We start from the raw sequence: 15,539 nt of genomic DNA, 5'->3' as shown, positions 1-15,539 counted from the left end.
CCCGGACAGCGTCCGGACATGTCCCCGGACAGTCCGCCCGCGTCCGGCGGACATGTCCGGACAGGCCGGATCGTCGGCGAGACGTCCGACTGCGGACCTCTCCCCACCAGGCCGGACACCGTCCGGACACGTCCGGACAACGCGTGTCCGGACACGGACGCCGGTGTCCGGGTCGAGTACCGCGCCCGCGTTCCCCGCCGCCTCCTGAGCGTCGCCATTGCCGAGGCATTCGCCGCCATCGTGCACGAGACCGGGCCGCTCGAACCCGAACCGCCGGAGCCGGCCCCGGCCGCGCCCGACCGCCGCGCCGAGGTCGCCGAAGCGATCAGCACGGCCTTCGACCTGCCCCCCGATCTCCTCCGGAAGGACCCGCGCACATGACCCCCGAGCAGGCCAGCGCCCGCGCCGCGCTCATGCTGATCGGCCGCCTCGTCCGGCTCCGCGGCCTCACCGTCGAGGAGGCCGTCACCGCGGTCGCCCAGCGCCGCCGCCGCGAGACCGGCCCCCACACGGATCTCGTCATCGCCGAGGCCCACGCCGTCATGGCCGAAGCGCTCGCCCCGGTCCGCGCGATGCTGGAGGCGTTCCGGCCGATGGCCCAGGCCGCGACCGCAGCCATGGCCGAACTCGCCCGCGCCATGCGCCCCGTCGCCCAGCAGGCCACCGCGGCCCGCCGAGATCGGCCGGCGTGGGCGACGCCGTACGGACCGCCACCCCGCCGGCGCGCGAAGCACACACCCCGAACCATGCCTCGTTAGGATGGCAACCCCCTTGGAGGTAACCGGTGTTCAAAGACGTACGAATCGTGATGGTCTTCGCGGACGCCCCGGAGATCTCAGCGCGCTGGTGGGGCCAGGTCCTCGACGCCCCCGTGAAAACGGACGTCAGCAATACCGGGGCCGTCTACGCCTGGGTGCAGGCCGGCAGCATCGAGCTCGGGTTCCACCCTGCCGACACCGAGCGGAACGCGCCCGGCGGAAGCCCCGTCGTGTACTGGGGTGTTGATGACTTGGACCAGGCCCGGGATCACCTCCTCGGCGCAGGCTGCGATCACCACCGCGGCCCCCTGCTCATCGAGCCCGGACGGCGTATCGCGCAGCTCCGCGACCCGTTCGGAACGATCATCGGCATCGAGGGCCCGTAGCTCTCGAACATGCCGGTGCCCCCGCTGACCCTCAGCGGGGGCACCAGCATGTTCACCCTCAGCCGGTCAGGCCGTGCAAGCTCTCCAGCCCTGTCGCCACGGCGTACGCCCGCAAGGCGTCCCGCAACGACCCGGCCGTCCACCGGCCACCCCGAGCCGTGGTGGCATCGAGATACAGCTCCAGCACCTCATCAGGGGCCAAGTCGTGGCCGCCCTGCCGCAGGACCGCCGGCAGCGTGACGACGTCGATCAGTCCCGTCACGTCCGGGCGCACGGTCTCGATGTCGAACAGCACCACCTCGCCCCCGGCCCGCAACCGCAGATGATCCGGCTTGAGGTCGAGATGCCCCAGCGGCACCAGACCGAGCCCGTACGCGTCCACGTGCATGGCCACCACATCGCCCCACGCCACCGCATCCACGATCCACGCGGGCGCAGGGGCCAGCAGCCGCCGACCCAGCGAGAAACCGGCCAGCGTCTCCGTGGCGTACTGCGGCAGCCGCAGCGATGCCGTGTGCACCGCGGCCACCCGCTCAACGAGGACCCCCGCCATCCCGGGATCGCCCCAGTCAGCGGGCTCAGGCAGATATTCCAGCAGCAGCGACAACAGCCGCTCGCTCTCCGCGTACAACTGCGGGACCGGCGCCGTACCCGTCAGCAGCTCATACGCCAGCGTCTCCCCGGCGAACCCGGCCGGATCAGCGTGCAGCTTGAGGACCCGCAGCCCCGACGCGTCGCTGACCACGAACACGGCGGCGGTGTACCGCGAGCTGACCAGCCGCAGCCGCCCGTTCCACCCGGGGTGCTCGGCCTCCAGCGCCTTACGGGCACGATTCAGCAGGGTCCCGCGGGCCGTAGGCATCGGGGTGGCCAGCCACCCGTCAGGGCGGATACGCGCCAGACCGGCCAGCGCCTCGGCGGCCGTGGCCGGCGCGGCCGTCACCGGGTGCCCGCAGGCAAAGCGACGTCACCGGCCAGGTGAGCGTACGACCGTGCCGCCAGGTCCGGCCGCTGGTGCTCGCCATAGATCCCGAAGAACGCATACACCAGGCTGTCCAGCGGCGGCCCGATGTGCCAGCACTCCATAGATCCGCCAGCGACGTCCCACACCTGGAGACGACCCTCCAGCAGCGCCACGTAGTCCTGGAAGAACACCTCAGCGCCGAACGGGTACTGCGCCATGGCCTCGTCGCGGGTCGTCGCCGGGACCGGAGCGAACGAGGCCGTGGTGACGTCCCATGCGAACTGGAGCAAGTGGCCCCCGGGCCCATCCTTGAGTCGCAGCACCGCGCGGTCCCGGCCGAGCGGCCCGGACAGGTACTCATGAATGCTGCACGCCAGGATGCCGCTGCTCGTCGCCAGCAGCTCCCTGCCCAACCGCGGCAGCTCGGCCATGACCACGTCGAGCGCCTGGTCCCAGTCTGCGGGCTCGTCGGCCAGCGGGGAGAGCACGACGTGCCCGGGGTCGGCGACGAACCCGGCGTGCGCGACGAGCTGCTCATGCTCGAACTTCCCGTCGATCTGCACCCAGTCCACCCGGTCGCTCGTCAACTCCTCGGAGGGGGAGGCCGGGACGGACAGACGGTTGCCGGGGCGCGGCCCGTGCACGACGAACAGGTGCTGGAGCCGGTTCGCCGTCGCCGCCATCTCGAAGTGGTCGGAGTACAGGAACGGCCCGTGCGGCGACGCGGGCGGCACGAACCCGTTCCCGCACAGCGCCACGTCCGCGACACCGTCCAACGGCGCGAGGACTTCCAGAAGCAGTTGGTTCAAGACACTCAGACCGGTCTTGTGCCGGGTACCGTCCAGGCCAGGCAGGAGGTTCACCGACGAGGCCGGCATCCCCGGCGGGACGATCTGCGAATTGTTCGACAGCACCGCCATCCGCGGCATCGGCTGGACACCCTCGGCGACGTGCTGGAGGTACAGATCGGACACATCGGCGTCGACCGCGATGAACACCGAGGAGCCGTCGCCGACCCGGATGCAAGGCTGGACGACGCGGTCCTCCCAGAACAGCGTCTTCGCGCCCGCCGGATACAGATTCACGCGCAGGTCGCCCAGCTCGATCGGGCTGGTGTGATCAATCCGGTGCACGGTGAACCCGAGGCGGGTGATCGCAACCTCGACGGGCTCAGGCAGCAGCGGCCCGGTGAAGACCGGCGTGTCCCGGTCCAGCAGCGCCAGCGACGGCAAGTGGAAGTGGTCCAGGTGCTCATGGGTCAGGACCACCGCGTCCACCTGGGGCATCGCGTTGGTGTCGACGGTGCGCGGCGGCCACACCCGGCACTCGGCCCGCCCCGGCAGGCCGAAGGCCGGCGCGAGGACCGGGTCAACCAGAATGCTGCGACCCCCACCCTGGACGAGCCAGGTCTGATGGCCGAGGAACGTCAACTGCAACCGTGTGTCCATGGGAAGCCTCCCGGGTCGGATGTGGGGCGGGCAGGCCGCCGGGGGCGGGCGGGTCGACCCCAGCCCGCCCCCGGCGGAGTCCATCAGTGGTGGTACGTGTGCGGAGCTGCGGTGAGCGCGCCGGTGTTGACGAGGCGGTTCACCTTCGCCTGGAGCGTGGCGATCGTCTTCGGGTCCAGCGCGACCCGCGTCGACGGAACCGCGCTGGGGATGCTGGTGTCGCTCATGAGCCATACCTCCGAAACTGGCCGCCCCCGCGCCCGCGGCCGGGCGTAGGTGGGCGGTGTGCTGCTAAGCCGTGCGGCAGGAGACCCGGGGAGCTACTTGGGCTCCCGCCGCCCGGCCTGACAACCAGTCAACCGCCGTACCCGCTACGGCGGTACGGTGGCGGGCAGGCCAACGGGTATATCGGGTATACGGGCAGGTGCTCATGACCACGCGTACACCAAATCAGCAGCTCAAAGACCTCGTCGACGAGTCCGGCCTGACTTACCAAGCGGTAGCGAAGGCCGTCCGCTCGGTCGCTGCCGAGAACGGCGTGACCTTACGGACCAACAAGTCCACCATCGAGCACTGGATTTCCGGCACGGTCCCGGCCGCCGACACCGACCGGTATCTGGCCGTGGCCCTGTCCCGCCGCGTGGGCCGCATCCTCACCCCCGTGGACCTGGGCTTCGCCGAGCCCGAGGAAGATGACAGCCTGGGGCTGTCACTGGGGGCCGACCCACTCGACTCCCTGCTGCCGATGTGGAGGTCCGAGCTGAACCGCCGCCGCTTTCTCACCACCAGCGCGTACTCCGTAGCCGCGTCCGCATTGCCGCTGTCGTACGCGCAGGAGATCGCCGACCGCACCGCCGCCGCCCTCACCGGCCAGGTCACCGGCATGGCCGAGGTCGCCGCCGTCCGCGACATGATCCGGGCGTTCTCCGAGATGGACGAGCGCCACGGCGGACAGCATGGCCGCACCGCGCTGGTCACCTACCTCCGCGACGACGTCGCCCCGCTGGTACGGGGCCGCTTCCGCACCGACGATGTCCGCCGACAGATGCTGTCCGCCGCCAGTCGCGGCGTGCACCTCCTCGGTTGGAAGTCCTACGACGCCGGACAACAGGGCCTCGCACAGCGGTACTACCTCCAGTCCTACGCACTCGCCGCAGAGTCCGAGGTGACCGGGCACGACGGGTTCGTGATGCGGACCATGGCCATGCAGGGCCTCAAGATCCACCATCCCGAGCACTGCCGGGCGCTCGCCGAGACCGGCCTCGACCGCGCCAAGGGCCGGGTCGACGCCCCGACCGAAGCCCTGTTCCGGATCGTCCACGCGCACACCCTCGCCAAGGCCGGCCAGCGCCACCCCGCCCTTGCCGAAGCCAACCGGGCCCGCGCCCTCCTGGAAGCCGACCCCGGCGACGAGCCCGCATTCTGGGCCCTGGCCTGGGGGCCTCCAGCGCCGTCGCTGTACTCACGGGCCGCGAAGGTCCACGAAACCCTCGGCGACCACCAGGCCGCCGCCGAGCAATACGCCCGCGCCGCCGCCTCCCGCCCCGGCATGTACGCCCGGATCGTCGCCCTGGACCTGGTGGCCAGCGCCGAGATGCAACTCAAGCAAGGCGGCATCGAGCAGGCGTGCGCAACTTGGGGAAAGTCCATGGACCACATGGACGGCGTCCACTCCGTCCGCACCCGTAAGGCCGTCACCAGGATGCGCGCCGACCTCGCCCGCTTCCGTGCCCGGGGGGTGCGCTGCGCCGCTGAACTGGACGCGCGCGCACGAGACTTCCTTACCTCGGCACCAGCCTGACCAGCACGGACAGTGTCCGGACACGACGACGGCCCCCTCCAGCACGAAGCGGACAGGGGGCGGTCGTCGTGCCGGTCAGCTCGCGACCTGCCGCTTCCAGTTGGAGCCGTGCTTCGGCGTCCCGTGGACGTTGCACTTCGCCAAGCCCTGCTCGAGCGCTGCCCGTTCCACGGCCCGTGCCTCTGCGCGCGACGGATGCCAGACCCATTCGTACGCGACGACCTCCGGCCACCACCAGCGGTGCCGGTGCTCGTCGGACCAACGGTGCACAGGGTCCTTGCTCACGCCGATGTAGAGCAGATCGCCGTCCCGGTTGAACAGCCGGTAGACCGCGACGTCATCGGGGCCGACCTGGTGGACGATCGTCCCCCGGGCTGTCTCAGTCGTCGGCCTGATTGCGGCCGGTGTCTCCGTCATCGTCATCCCTGACCTTCCGCGGCCGGGTCTTGCCTGACCCGGAGTATCCGCGCTCGATGTCTTGGACGGTCGAGGCGGAGACACCGATCTTCACCGCGAGCTTCCGCACCGAGACCTCGTCCCGCCGCTGCCCGAGGACGTAGTCCCGCCGAATATCGCTGAGTTCCTTGATCTTCGGGCCATACGCCCGCAGGAACGTGCTGATCTCGCGGGCTCGAACCTCCTCGTCCTCAATGCCCTTGAGGGCTTCCAGGGCGTCAAACACGCGCTGTGCCACCTCCCCGCCGCCTGTCGGTTCTTCGGCCATCCGGTTCCAATCCGCCAAGGCCGCTTGCCTGAATGTATGGGACTCCCATACAGTCGAGCAAGCAACACCACGTTGCTACAAGTCGGCCCCCGGTCGGGGCCTAGACAACGCCGACCGGGGGCCACGCCAACACCTGCCTACCAGGAGCTGACGCATGGCACAGATTACTGATCAGACCGAGGTGACCGTCCAGTCGGACGCGATCCCCTTCGACACCGCTGAGGTCTTGGCCGCAGTCGCGGACCACCTGAGCGCCACCAGCCCCGACGACGTGCTGGAGCAGCACTCGCTGCTCATCAGCTTCGGCGCCGAGGCGTACAAGCTGAAGGACCGCAGCCTCAGCACAGGCGCTCAGGCGCTCGCCAAGGCGGCCCTCGCGGTCGCTCCGGAGCGGATCGACGGCATCACACGAGGCCAGTACGCCGGCGAGCTGCTGCGCCTGGTGGTCGACGCCGGTCACGACTGGCCCGACGGCGACAACGATCCGGCCATCCCGCGCATCACCGGCATCCCCGGCCAGCGCAAGGACCCGAAGCCGTCCGTCCCGACGCAGCCGAAGGGCGGGAACGCCTGATGCCCAAGCAGACCCCGAAGTGCTGCGGGCGCACCATGCGCCCGGACGGCCGACAGTTCGTGTGCTCGAAGTGCAAGGGCTGGAACGACTCCGGCATCACGCCCGCCGTCCTGCTCGCCGCCTTCACGGCAGCCGGGGAGGCGAGGGCCTGATGTCCAACACGACCCCCGTCGACCAGGACGCGAACGCGACCACCGCCGAGCTGCTGGCCCGCGCCGCACAGGACCGCCAGGCCCAGCAGGCGGCCGAGGCCGCCGGTAAGAACCCGCCGGAGGTGCGCTGATGGGCGCCTTCGACTGGCTCAAGGGCGGCAGCGACCGCCAGCTCGCCACCAGCGACTACTCGGGCCGTGAGTCCGCCAGCGACAAGGCAGCGAAGAAGAAGCAGGTCAAAGGACGGATCGCCCGATCGATCGACGTCCGTGACGCCGCCCGCGCCGGTCAGGCGTGGGAGGACGCAGACCGCCGCCGCGAGCGCAACAGGCGCTAGCGGCGGCAGACAGGCCGGCCCGCCCCCCTTCCTCCGGGGCGGGTCGGCCATCCCCGTCTCGCCACACGAGAGGCAAAGCGATGGACCAGGCCCCCGAGCACCGCGCACCGCGCACCGCGCAGGAGCACGCGCTCCCTGCGCAGCGAGGCTGCGTTCCGGACCCGGCTGGCCGAGCTGGGCGCGACGTTGGTTGAGCCCGAGTGGCTGGGCAACAAGGTCTCGCACCGCGTCCGGTGTGCCGCTGGCCACAACTGCACGCCGACCCCCAGCAACGCGGCGCGCGCGGGCATCTGCCGGGAGTGCACGGGAAGCAGTCCCAGGATCGCCGAAGAGAAATTCGGCGCCCTACTTGCCGAGATCGGCGCCACGCTCCTGGAACCCGCATGGCTCGGCACCCAGGCCGCGCACCGCGCGCTCTGCCCGGTTGGCCACAAGTGCACGTACACGCTGGCCTGGCTGGTACGCGGAAGCGGCTGTAGGACATGCGGCCTGGCCAACGTGAACGCGAGCAAGCGGACGAGGGCAAAGGAGGAGTTCCGCTCCCGCTTGGCAGACGTCGGCGCGACGCTGCTCGAACCCGCGTGGCTTGGCGCACTGGCTCCCCATCGTGTCCGCTGCGCAGCCGGGCACGACGTGACGAAGATGCCTGCCAGCGTTCAGCAGGGCCAGGGCGTCTGTCGGGTCTGTGCTGGCAGGGATTCAGCAGCAGCTGAGGCTACGTTCCGGGCTCGCCTGGAGGAGCTGGGCGCAACCTTGCTGGAACCGCAGTGGCTCGGCAACAGGACGCCTCACCGCGTGATCTGCATCGACGGGCACGAATGCCGTCCGCTGCCGTACAACACGCGCAGGTGGGGTGTCTGCCTGCGGTGTGGCGGGTGGAACTCGAACGCCTTCTACGTCCTCACGAACGAGGACGCCGGCCTGTTGAAGCTCGGCATCACGACGGGCGACGGACGGCAGCGTCTGAACCGCCACGCCGCCGACGGCTTCACCACGGTGCACCGCTACCTCACCGGGCTCCCGCTCGACGGAGGCGCCCGGGACCTGGAGCGCGTAGCCCTGGCCGCCCTCCGCGAGGCCGGAGAGCGCCCGGTCCGTGGGCGGGAGTACTTCCCCGCGAGCGTGCAGCCCCTCGTCCTCGACTTCGCCGACAACTACCCGACAGGCAACGGCAGCGACACACAGAAGGTCTCGGCATGAACAACCAGAACCCCACCCCCGAGCAGCCACGCATCCCCGGAGTCCGCTACCGGAAGGTGCAGCGCGAGCGCTACGTCGACGTCGAGTTCAGGGGCCAGGTGAAGCGGCGGAAAGAGAAGTACCACGAGTGGGTACCGGTGCCGCCGGTCAACCTCGACCGCCTGTACCTGCGCGCAGTCATCGCCATCGCCGTCTCCCTGACCCTCATCGCGGTCGTGTGGTCGACAACCGCGATCGGACGCCTGCTCAGCGGCATGGTCCCCGGCCATGAAGGCGCCGGATACATCGCCGCCCTCGCCTTTGAAGTGCCCTGGGTCGCCTGCCTGATGGTCCAGTGGATCCTCCGCGACCAGCCAGAGCGAGCCAAGGCGGCACTGATCGCCGGATGGGTCGGCCTCGGCGTCGTCGTCACCGCGGTGGTCATCGACGGCTTCGAGCTCAACATGCCCAAGGTCGGCGCGGTCGCCGCCTGCGTGTCCGTCTTGGCGAAGGGCCTGTGGTGGATCGTCCTCCGCCTGGTCCACGTTCCCCTCGACGAGGAGCACGCCGGATGGCTGGAGGCTAGCCGCCAGGATCTCGCCGTCACGCGCGTGATGCTGGGCGAGCAGAGCCGATTGACCGCCACCGAGGCGTGGATGGCTCAGGTCTACGGCACCGACTCCAGCGCAATCGCAGTAACCGGGCGGGCCCCGCTGTCCGAGCTTCCCGCCGTGTCCGGACACGTCCCGGACATGCCCGCGCCGGTGTCCGCGCAGGTCATCCCTCCGGCCGCGCCTGCCGCTCCCCCGGCCGCGCCGGTCCCGGCCCCGGTGCCGCCCGTTGTCCCCGCGGTCCCCGCGGTCCCCGCGCCGGTCAACGCTCCGGTGGACTCGGGAAGTTCAGTCCCTTCGGTCCCTCCGGTCGAGCCTGAGCAGCCTGCCGCGCCGCAGCCGCCCGTCCCGCCGGTGACGCAGATCAACCGCTCGCCGATCGCTGAGATCTGCCGGGCGGAGATCAAGGGCGACCCGAAGGTGAGCGACGCCGACCTGGTCGACGCGGTCAAGAAGGCCGGCCACCCTGACCGCCCGAATTTGGCCGACACCGTCCGGCGCACCGCGCTCCGGATCGACCCCAAGCGGAAGGCATCATGACGCTCGTCCTCGTTCTCGCCGTGGCCGCTGCCGTCGCCTGGTACGTCCAGGATCGGCAGCGGCCCGGCGCGGGCTCCTCGGCCGCCGCTCAGGCCCGCCGCCTCCGCAGTCCACTGGTCCGCCTCGCCGACCTGGTCGGCATCCAGACCGCGCGCGGTCGCCGGGCGCAGCAGTGGGCCGCCGGGGCGGTGGGGGAGAAGGCCACCGCGGCCCGCCTCAAGCCACTGGTCCGGGAAGGCTGGACGGTCCTCCACGACCGCGCCCTCCCGACCGGCAACGCCAATGTTGATCACTTGCTGGTGAGCCCGTCCGGAGTCGTGATCGTGCTCGACAGCAAGAAGTGGTCCGCGCGCTGGCCGCTCAAGGTCAAGTCCGGTCGGCTCATGCACGGCGACCGCGACGTGAGCGAACGGTTGAACGGCGTCCGGCACGAGGCCCGCGCGGTCTCCGCAGCCCTCGAATGTCCGGTAATCCCGCTCGTCTCCATGGAAGGTCCGGCGGAAAGTCCGGACCAGCGAGGGGAGTGGGTGTTCGATTCCATTCGGATCGTTCCGGCTCACCGAATCGTGCCCGTCCTCCGCGCCGCCGGCCGCCGCCACCGCGCGACCGGCGCCCACCCCGGCCCCCGCGCCGCCGCCCTCTTCAAGCCGTACCGAAGGAAGTGACCTGTGGACCTTCGCCCCCGCACCCTGCTCCAGCGCCTCAACGACGCCGTCACCCCCGACGACCCGGCCGACGACGAGCCGGACGACCAGGACCCCGAGCCCGACCCCGCCCCGACGGTCCCAGCCCAGCCCCAGGCACTGCGAGTCGGCGACCGCGCCCCCAACTGGTGGGACCCGAAGCCGGTCATCGTCGCTGACGACCCCGACGACGACGATGCGGCCCGGCGTCGCGCTGCGGCCGGATCCATCAAGTGGATCAACGGTGTCCCCCACCACGTCCCCCCGCCGGAACCGGTCAAGGACTGCGAGCACCCCAACCCCCACGCGGTCCGCGCCCAGCCTTCCGACCAGCTCGTCGCCTACTGGTGCGAGGACTGCGAGACGCAGCTCCCCGTACCCGACGACTACGACGAGCTGGACGACGTCGAGAAGGAAGACAACGAGGACGGCGAGGACGAGGAAGGAGAGGACGGGGTCCCGGCCGCGATCCGCCGCCGCTGGAGCCTGCGCGGGTCCGGACAGAAGACCTACGCCCGACCCGGCTACCTCAAGGCGAAGCCCGCCCCGAAGCAGTCCCTCGTGGGCTGGTGGACCGGCCGGTCCACCCAGTCCCGCTGGCTCCTCTACAACGGTGCCGCCCTCGCCGGCGGATTCGCGCTCGGCGTCCCCCAGTTCTTCACTGCCGAGGTCGCCTACCTGGATGCCACGTACGACTCGTGGACCGAGTTCTACGTCGTCATCTGGTACGGCGTCGCGCTCGGCATCTGGATGTGGGACTACCGCACGCGCCGCTGGCTCCCGCCCTTCGCGCTCGTCGCCCGCATCCCCCTGATCTCCATGATCGTCGGCTCGCTGCTCTACGGCACCCCCAGCCTCCCCGCCTGACCTCACCCCGCGAAGGAACCCCCGCAATGAACTCGCTGCTCGGCACCCTCGGCCCGGTCGGCCTGGCCGTCGTCCTGACCGTGGTGCTCATCGTCGGCACCCAGGGCGACGGAGAGGCCAAGGCGCTCAGCTGGGGCTGGTGCCTCTTCCTGTCCATCCTCGCGGGAGCGTCCTACGCCGCCGGCGGCTGGCCGTTCACCCTCGTACGCGGCCTCGTCAACGACCTGGTCGAGATCGTGAACAGCTTCATCCCCGGCCTGACGCTCCCCGCCATCGGCCTGTGCATGGTCGCGATCATCCTGTGGAAGAAGCTCAGCCGTCGCGGCGTGTGCATGATGGGCATCCCATTCTGGTACGTCGCTTCCAGCGCCGACGGCGGCCTCGGCATCCTCGCGGAGAAGATCGCCGCCGTAGCCCAGCAGCTCGCGTCATGAGCGCCGCCCACTTGCACGCGGTTCCCGACCCCGAGCCCGACGAGGAGCCGAGCCCGGAGGAGTGGCCCGCACCCGTCCCGGCCGTCGTCGCCCCGCCCGCCCCGGCCGGCGACGAGCCGGAGGACCCCACCGCCGACGACGTCGCCGAAGACGACGACGAGGACCTGGACGACGAGGAACCGGGGGAGCAGCCCGGAAGCTGGATCCCGGACCTGCGGCCGTACTACGACGTGCGCCCACTGGCCGAGCTGGGCCCGCTCGCCGTCGAGGCCGGGCGCACCGCGGGCCCCCCACTGCTCCGGGGGCTCCGCCGGGGGTCCCGATGGACCCTGATCGGACTCGGCCGACTCGTCGTCACGCTGGCGCGGATGAGCGCCTGGTACTGGAGCGGGCTGCGCGTGCTCCTGGCCCTCCTCCTCGGCTGGCTGTCCGGGAGCTACGGCAAACGAGGCAGCGTCGGGGCCCGACTCTGCGGCGCCGGGTTCGCCGCGTACGGCACGGTCAGCACCGCCGCCACCTTCCCGATCGCCCCGTGGGTGATCGGCGGCGCCCTGCTCGCCTCGGTCGTCCTGGCCGCCACGGGCCGGATCACCCTTCCCAAGAGCAAGCCTGCGAAGAAGGAAGAGAAGGGCGAGAAGAAGGCCACCGGCAAGGCAGCCGAGCAGAAGACCGGCAAGCCCACCGTGGGCAAGGTGGAGGTCGAGAAGGAGGACGCGCCCGCCCTTGCCCGGGGTGGTCTGCTGACCCGGTTCACGCGCCGCGCCAAAGCCTCCGCCGTGACCCCGGAAGACGGGTCCCCGGACGCCTCCGACGAGGCCGGGGAAGAGGCCCCGGAAGAGGCTGAGGGGACCCCCGAGGAGGACCCCCTGACCGCCCTCATTCGAGAGCAGATCGGCACCGAGAACGGGGTGCATTTGCAGGACCTCCGGCCGGCCATGCGGGAGGCTCTGCCGGGCCTCTCCGAGGCCACCGACGAGGAGCTGCGCCAGGCCCTCACCGGGGCCGGCTGGGACCCCTCCCGTAAGTTCCGCGCGAGGGGCGCCGCCGGGCGCGCCGGAGTGCACCGGAATCAGCTACCGCCACGGCTCTCCCCCGGAAGTGGCCCAGGGCCTCTCTCCGAACCCCTCTCCACCGCCGGAGACCGGCCCCGACCTGCGAACTCTTCGGAAGCGGAGAGCGGCGGAGAGTGGACCGAAGAGGACCTGGAGAGGGGATGGCGGTACGTGCAGGATCACAAACGAGGCCCCGCCGCGTGGATCATCCAGCAGTATGGCGGTGATCTGAAGTGAGGGCGGGAGTCGGGATGAGCCTCCAGTACCGATGCGGCCAGTGCCGCACGACGTCGCCGCCGGTGCTCACGCGCGCCGGAGTGGACGAGGAACGGCGCAAGCACCGTTTCCTCTTCCACGGCGGGCACGTCCCCGATGGGGAAAAGATCATCGAACCAGAGCCGTTCCGGTTCACCGACATCCCGCTCGGCCAGTGGATCGTCGGCACGCTGATGATCCTCGTCGTCGTGATCGGGATCGCCTACCGGATGTCGTAGACCCCCGGCCCGCCTCCCCCGTCGGGCCGGGCAAGACCGAGGGCCGCACACGGTGATCGTGTGCGGCCCTCGGTGCGTTCGGAAGGGGTACGCTCCCCCGCCCAGAGTGCAGGTCGAAGGGTGGCGTCATGGCGGGTACGACGGCGTTCGTGTGGGCGCTCCTCGGCGGCTGCGTCGTGGCCTTGGTCGCGGTGATTGCCCGAGCGAAGGTGGAGATCGCGCGGATCCAGGCGACGGCCGGGGACCCGAACCGGCGGAGCTGACCCGCCGGGTTAGCTCTCGTCGGCGGCCGGCTTGCGCTGACGGAGACCCGGCACCTTGTACTCCTTGGCGATGCCGGTGACGGTCGCCTCGGTCCATGGCACGTGCTGAGCGAGCGCACCGTGGGAGACGTGCGCCGTGCGCAGTTCCTCGGCGACGGCCGCGCGGGCGGCGTGGCGCAGCTCCTCTTCCTTGGCGACGACGTCCTCCCACGCCTTGATGGCGGCCAGCATCGTCTCGCTGGGCTGGTAGTCGGCGTGCGTGTTGCGGGGTCCGGTTCGGCTCATGCCCCGAGTGTTCCATGAACGGGTTTCGGTAAACGGGAGCGGGGACGTAAATTTTCCGGAACTCATTACGGTTAACTGGTTTCCCAAAATTCAATCCGGGAATGATGATGTTGTAACCACTCATCACCCACCAGTAACCGAAAGGCCGCACCGTGACCGACCTCCCCACCCGCACCCACGCGGGACGCCCGGCCGCCGCCATCCCGAAGGCCCACCCGGCCCAGGTTGGCAACGGCCGCACCGTCCACCAGGTCGCCAACCACCAGCTCACGGGCGGCACGCTGTGTGGCCGCACCGCGAGCCGTCTCCTGACCGACGCGGAGGCCGCGAAGAAGAACGTGTGCACCCGGTGTGCGAAGGCCGCCGCCCGGGACCAAGTTCGGCTCATGCCCGACCAGGCCCGCACCAAGGTGGCCGTGGTGTACCCGCAGGCACAGGACTTCCGGTCCTGCCACAACGCGGCCGGCCTCTTCCTCGGGTACACCTTCCAGTCCGCGCCCACCCGCTCCGCCCGCTTCGGGTGGATCACCAACGCAGGGACCTTCTCCAAGAGCCTGGAGTTCCACCGGTCCGGCGCCGAGGAACTGCTGCCCAGCGCGATCCTGGACGACGAGCGCACAGAGCTGCGCCGAGCCACCCTCCGGGACGAAGCCGCCGCCCGCCTCGCCGGCCGCCCGCAGGTCGGACCGTTCAAGACCGGGGACCTCGTCGTGTGCGCGGACAGGGTGACCTTCAGTGTCCAGGACGTTGCACCGGCCGTCACCGGCGAGCCGGACCGCGTGATCGTGGACAGCGGCGCTCAGCGGATCACCGGGAACTGCCTCCCCGCCGAGACGGCGTCGGCCCGCCAGGTCCTGGAGGGCGTGATTGTCCAGCACGACGGAGCCACAGAAGGCAGCTCCCCTCGGCACGCCGGACACCCGGACGTGGCCGCCGCCCGCCGCGCCCTGGACGGCCTGGCTGTCGCCCGCCTCACCGACCGGCACGACATTGCTGAGCCGGCCGAGGAGGAGCGGGAGGTTCGCGGCTACGTGATCGAGCCGCGCGGCCAGGGCCGGGTGGCTCTGTACTGGATGGAAGGCGGCAAGCTGATCCGCCGCGACACCCCGCTCCACGGCGCCGCGATCGACTGCCTGGAGGACCGGATGCGCCGACAGGGCTGGGACACGGAGCCCCTGCGCCGCTCCTCGCAGTGCCTCTTCGCCCACGTGCCCCAGGACCAGCGGCAGGGCTGACCGGCCCGGCCCGCCCACCGTCACGACACCTGCAAGCGGCCGACGGCCACCAGTTAGCCGCGCCCGAACGCCCCCACCACGAAGGATCAGCATGAACAGGAACCCCACGTCCGACGCCATGGCGACCACCTTCCGGGCGGCCCGCGACGGCGCCCGGACGGCCGCGAAGGCCGCCGCGCACGTCGCGTGCCTCTACCTGATCGAGGCCAACGGCGGCCACGGCACCATCCACGAGACGCGGAAGGGCGAAGGCCCCGACTCCTGGTGCCAGATGACAGCGCCCGGGGTCAACGCCCGCATCCGGGCCGAGTCGTTCGGGGACCGCGCCCACGTCACCTTCCGCGGCCTGGACGAGGCCACGTACGAACGGCTCCGCGCCGGGGCCGAGGCCCGCAACGCCTGCTACCACGACGAGAACTGTGAGTGCGACGACGCCCCGTGGCCGGGCCTGAGTGAACTGACCCTGCCCGGCACGAGCGAGGTCGGGTTCCGCAACTGCGACGTGCGCGGCCAGGTGACCCGGGGCGCGTCCTCTTCCCGGCTCGACCTGACGCTGGACGACGAGCCGGTGAGCGAGGTCGCCGCCCTGATCCGCCTGGTCCGCGCCGACTGCTGAGACCCACACCCCGACGCCCCGCTCTCCCCTGGTGGACGGCGGGGCTTCTTGCTGCTCGGAGGCGTTCAGCGGTGAACGGTGACTGTTTCCCGTGGCCTGCGCTCTTTGCCAACCCTTTGCGGATCTATTTTTCCAA

General features: G+C 70.8%; 24 protein-coding genes. 18 read left to right on the top strand and 6 right to left on the bottom strand.

The window, feature by feature from the left end:
* The first annotated feature begins 18 nt into the window (after positions 1 to 18).
* The 3 genes from ACLLJJ_RS20150 to ACLLJJ_RS20140 are packed head-to-tail and all read left to right on the top strand — an operon-like array spanning position 19 to position 1,144.
* On the top strand, positions 19 to 381 hold the full coding sequence (locus ACLLJJ_RS20150) for a hypothetical protein (RefSeq protein WP_434593401.1): 363 nt from the start codon (positions 19 to 21) through the stop codon (positions 379 to 381).
* The gene (locus ACLLJJ_RS20145; RefSeq protein WP_434593399.1) at positions 378 to 758 is read left to right on the top strand and encodes a hypothetical protein; all 381 of its coding nucleotides are present in this window, start codon (positions 378 to 380) and stop codon (positions 756 to 758) included. Before ACLLJJ_RS20150 ends, ACLLJJ_RS20145 begins: the two co-directional genes overlap by 4 nt.
* 26 nt (positions 759 to 784) lie before the next feature.
* A complete protein-coding gene (locus ACLLJJ_RS20140; RefSeq protein WP_434593397.1) occupies positions 785 to 1,144 on the top strand; it encodes a VOC family protein in 360 nt (119 codons plus the stop codon).
* 58 nt (positions 1,145 to 1,202) lie between these two features.
* Here ACLLJJ_RS20140 and ACLLJJ_RS20135 read toward each other — a convergent pair whose 3' ends face one another.
* The 3 genes from ACLLJJ_RS20135 to ACLLJJ_RS20125 all read right to left on the bottom strand — a co-directional run bounded on the left by ACLLJJ_RS20135 (position 1,203) and on the right by ACLLJJ_RS20125 (position 3,783).
* On the bottom strand, positions 1,203 to 2,087 hold the full coding sequence (locus ACLLJJ_RS20135) for a hypothetical protein (protein ID WP_434593395.1): 885 nt from the start codon (positions 2,085 to 2,087) through the stop codon (positions 1,203 to 1,205).
* Positions 2,084 to 3,556, bottom strand: coding sequence for an MBL fold metallo-hydrolase (locus tag ACLLJJ_RS20130; RefSeq protein ID WP_434593394.1), 1,473 nt, complete (start codon positions 3,554 to 3,556; stop codon positions 2,084 to 2,086). The genes ACLLJJ_RS20135 and ACLLJJ_RS20130 overlap by 4 nt, the downstream gene beginning before the upstream one ends.
* Positions 3,557 to 3,639: 83 nt before the next feature.
* Entirely contained in the window at positions 3,640 to 3,783 is a 144-nt protein-coding gene (locus tag ACLLJJ_RS20125; RefSeq protein ID WP_434593392.1) for a hypothetical protein, read from the bottom strand.
* 203 nt (positions 3,784 to 3,986) lie between these two features.
* Between ACLLJJ_RS20125 and ACLLJJ_RS20120 the strand changes: the two genes are divergently transcribed.
* Positions 3,987 to 5,357: a hypothetical protein gene (locus ACLLJJ_RS20120; RefSeq protein ID WP_434593390.1), complete on the top strand. Its 1,371-nt coding sequence runs from the start codon at positions 3,987 to 3,989 to the stop codon at positions 5,355 to 5,357.
* Between the two features lie 75 nt (positions 5,358 to 5,432).
* On the opposite strand, the gene ACLLJJ_RS20115 is transcribed toward ACLLJJ_RS20120, so the two are convergent.
* Both ACLLJJ_RS20115 and ACLLJJ_RS20110 read right to left on the bottom strand, forming a co-directional pair.
* Complete coding sequence (locus ACLLJJ_RS20115) at positions 5,433 to 5,774, bottom strand: GIY-YIG nuclease family protein (RefSeq protein ID WP_434593387.1); 342 nt, start codon at positions 5,772 to 5,774, stop codon at positions 5,433 to 5,435.
* Complete coding sequence (locus ACLLJJ_RS20110) at positions 5,737 to 6,039, bottom strand: hypothetical protein (RefSeq protein ID WP_434593385.1); 303 nt, start codon at positions 6,037 to 6,039, stop codon at positions 5,737 to 5,739. The genes ACLLJJ_RS20115 and ACLLJJ_RS20110 overlap by 38 nt, the downstream gene beginning before the upstream one ends.
* Positions 6,040 to 6,235: 196 nt before the next feature.
* Here ACLLJJ_RS20110 and ACLLJJ_RS20105 point away from each other — a divergent pair, with 196 nt between their 5' ends.
* From ACLLJJ_RS20105 to ACLLJJ_RS20050, 12 genes are all read left to right on the top strand, one after another.
* Positions 6,236 to 6,655 (top strand): hypothetical protein, encoded by a 420-nt coding sequence (locus ACLLJJ_RS20105; RefSeq protein WP_434593382.1) that lies wholly within the window; start codon positions 6,236 to 6,238, stop codon positions 6,653 to 6,655.
* The gene (locus tag ACLLJJ_RS20100) at positions 6,655 to 6,807 is read left to right on the top strand and encodes a hypothetical protein (RefSeq protein ID WP_434593379.1); all 153 of its coding nucleotides are present in this window, start codon (positions 6,655 to 6,657) and stop codon (positions 6,805 to 6,807) included. Before ACLLJJ_RS20105 ends, ACLLJJ_RS20100 begins: the two co-directional genes overlap by 1 nt.
* Positions 6,807 to 6,938, top strand: a complete 132-nt coding sequence (locus tag ACLLJJ_RS20095) for a hypothetical protein (RefSeq protein ID WP_434593376.1) — start codon at positions 6,807 to 6,809, stop codon at positions 6,936 to 6,938. The genes ACLLJJ_RS20100 and ACLLJJ_RS20095 overlap by 1 nt, the downstream gene beginning before the upstream one ends.
* Complete coding sequence (locus tag ACLLJJ_RS20090) at positions 6,938 to 7,144, top strand: hypothetical protein (RefSeq protein ID WP_434593373.1); 207 nt, start codon at positions 6,938 to 6,940, stop codon at positions 7,142 to 7,144. Before ACLLJJ_RS20095 ends, ACLLJJ_RS20090 begins: the two co-directional genes overlap by 1 nt.
* Positions 7,145 to 7,897: 753 nt before the next feature.
* Positions 7,898 to 8,344 carry a hypothetical protein gene (locus ACLLJJ_RS20085; protein WP_434593371.1) on the top strand — a complete coding sequence of 149 codons (447 nt, stop codon included), beginning with the start codon at positions 7,898 to 7,900 and terminating at the stop codon, positions 8,342 to 8,344.
* Positions 8,341 to 9,474, top strand: coding sequence for a hypothetical protein (locus ACLLJJ_RS20080; protein WP_434593369.1), 1,134 nt, complete (start codon positions 8,341 to 8,343; stop codon positions 9,472 to 9,474). Before ACLLJJ_RS20085 ends, ACLLJJ_RS20080 begins: the two co-directional genes overlap by 4 nt.
* Positions 9,471 to 10,139 carry a nuclease-related domain-containing protein gene (locus tag ACLLJJ_RS20075; RefSeq protein ID WP_434593367.1) on the top strand — a complete coding sequence of 223 codons (669 nt, stop codon included), beginning with the start codon at positions 9,471 to 9,473 and terminating at the stop codon, positions 10,137 to 10,139. Before ACLLJJ_RS20080 ends, ACLLJJ_RS20075 begins: the two co-directional genes overlap by 4 nt.
* A gap of 3 nt (positions 10,140 to 10,142) precedes the next feature.
* Positions 10,143 to 11,024, top strand: a complete 882-nt coding sequence (locus ACLLJJ_RS20070; RefSeq protein ID WP_434593364.1) for a hypothetical protein — start codon at positions 10,143 to 10,145, stop codon at positions 11,022 to 11,024.
* A gap of 26 nt (positions 11,025 to 11,050) precedes the next feature.
* Positions 11,051 to 11,458 (top strand): hypothetical protein, encoded by a 408-nt coding sequence (locus ACLLJJ_RS20065; RefSeq protein ID WP_434593362.1) that lies wholly within the window; start codon positions 11,051 to 11,053, stop codon positions 11,456 to 11,458.
* Positions 11,455 to 12,747, top strand: coding sequence for a hypothetical protein (locus ACLLJJ_RS20060; protein ID WP_434593359.1), 1,293 nt, complete (start codon positions 11,455 to 11,457; stop codon positions 12,745 to 12,747). The genes ACLLJJ_RS20065 and ACLLJJ_RS20060 overlap by 4 nt, the downstream gene beginning before the upstream one ends.
* 14 nt (positions 12,748 to 12,761) lie before the next feature.
* Complete coding sequence (locus ACLLJJ_RS20055; protein WP_434593357.1) at positions 12,762 to 13,004, top strand: hypothetical protein; 243 nt, start codon at positions 12,762 to 12,764, stop codon at positions 13,002 to 13,004.
* Between the two features lie 128 nt (positions 13,005 to 13,132).
* Complete coding sequence (locus ACLLJJ_RS20050; protein ID WP_434593354.1) at positions 13,133 to 13,267, top strand: hypothetical protein; 135 nt, start codon at positions 13,133 to 13,135, stop codon at positions 13,265 to 13,267.
* A 9-nt stretch (positions 13,268 to 13,276) separates the two neighbouring features.
* Here ACLLJJ_RS20050 and ACLLJJ_RS20045 read toward each other — a convergent pair whose 3' ends face one another.
* Complete coding sequence (locus ACLLJJ_RS20045) at positions 13,277 to 13,552, bottom strand: hypothetical protein (protein ID WP_434593352.1); 276 nt, start codon at positions 13,550 to 13,552, stop codon at positions 13,277 to 13,279.
* Positions 13,553 to 13,704: 152 nt separating this feature from the next.
* Here ACLLJJ_RS20045 and ACLLJJ_RS20040 point away from each other — a divergent pair, with 152 nt between their 5' ends.
* Both ACLLJJ_RS20040 and ACLLJJ_RS20035 read left to right on the top strand, forming a co-directional pair.
* A complete protein-coding gene (locus ACLLJJ_RS20040) occupies positions 13,705 to 14,787 on the top strand; it encodes a hypothetical protein (protein WP_434593350.1) in 1,083 nt (360 codons plus the stop codon).
* 91 nt (positions 14,788 to 14,878) lie between these two features.
* Positions 14,879 to 15,403 carry a hypothetical protein gene (locus ACLLJJ_RS20035; protein WP_434593347.1) on the top strand — a complete coding sequence of 175 codons (525 nt, stop codon included), beginning with the start codon at positions 14,879 to 14,881 and terminating at the stop codon, positions 15,401 to 15,403.
* The last annotated feature ends 136 nt before the right edge of the window (positions 15,404 to 15,539 follow it).

This window comes from Streptomyces sp. A5-4 (genome assembly GCF_051131715.1).
Lineage (GTDB): Bacteria > Actinomycetota > Actinomycetes > Streptomycetales > Streptomycetaceae > Streptomyces.
Note: the sequence above shows the minus strand (reverse complement) of the source record. Positions and strands in the feature narration are given on the sequence as shown.